Source organism: Pantoea sp. SIMBA_079, assembly GCF_046940275.1.
Classification (GTDB): domain Bacteria; phylum Pseudomonadota; class Gammaproteobacteria; order Enterobacterales; family Enterobacteriaceae; genus Pantoea; species Pantoea borealis.
Window position 1 is genome coordinate 1 of sequence record NZ_JAWRYR010000759.1, and the last position, 245, is coordinate 245.

The 245-nt window shown below is 65.7% G+C and carries 1 pseudogene; it reads left to right on the plus strand.

From position 1 onward, the window contains the following. A pseudogene (locus tag SB719_RS21990) lies at positions 1-245 on the plus strand (response regulator); the annotation flags it as partial.

Here is a 245-nt window from a genome sequence, read left to right on the forward strand (position 1 = left end):
TGATCACCGCCCACCCCACCGTCGAGGTGCGTGAGCGGGCCGCCGAACTCGGTGTGAGTCACGTCCTGTTCAAGCCGTTCCCACTGATGGAACTGGCGCGTGCGATCTTCGACCTGCTGGGCATCGAGCGCCGGCGCAGGGCCACGGACAACCCGGCCGAAGGGTTCGTCGAACGACGCCAGAACAGGAACGAATCGTTCCCCCTGCAGTTGTACGATGGAAGCTGGGTGTTGGCCGACCGCCGC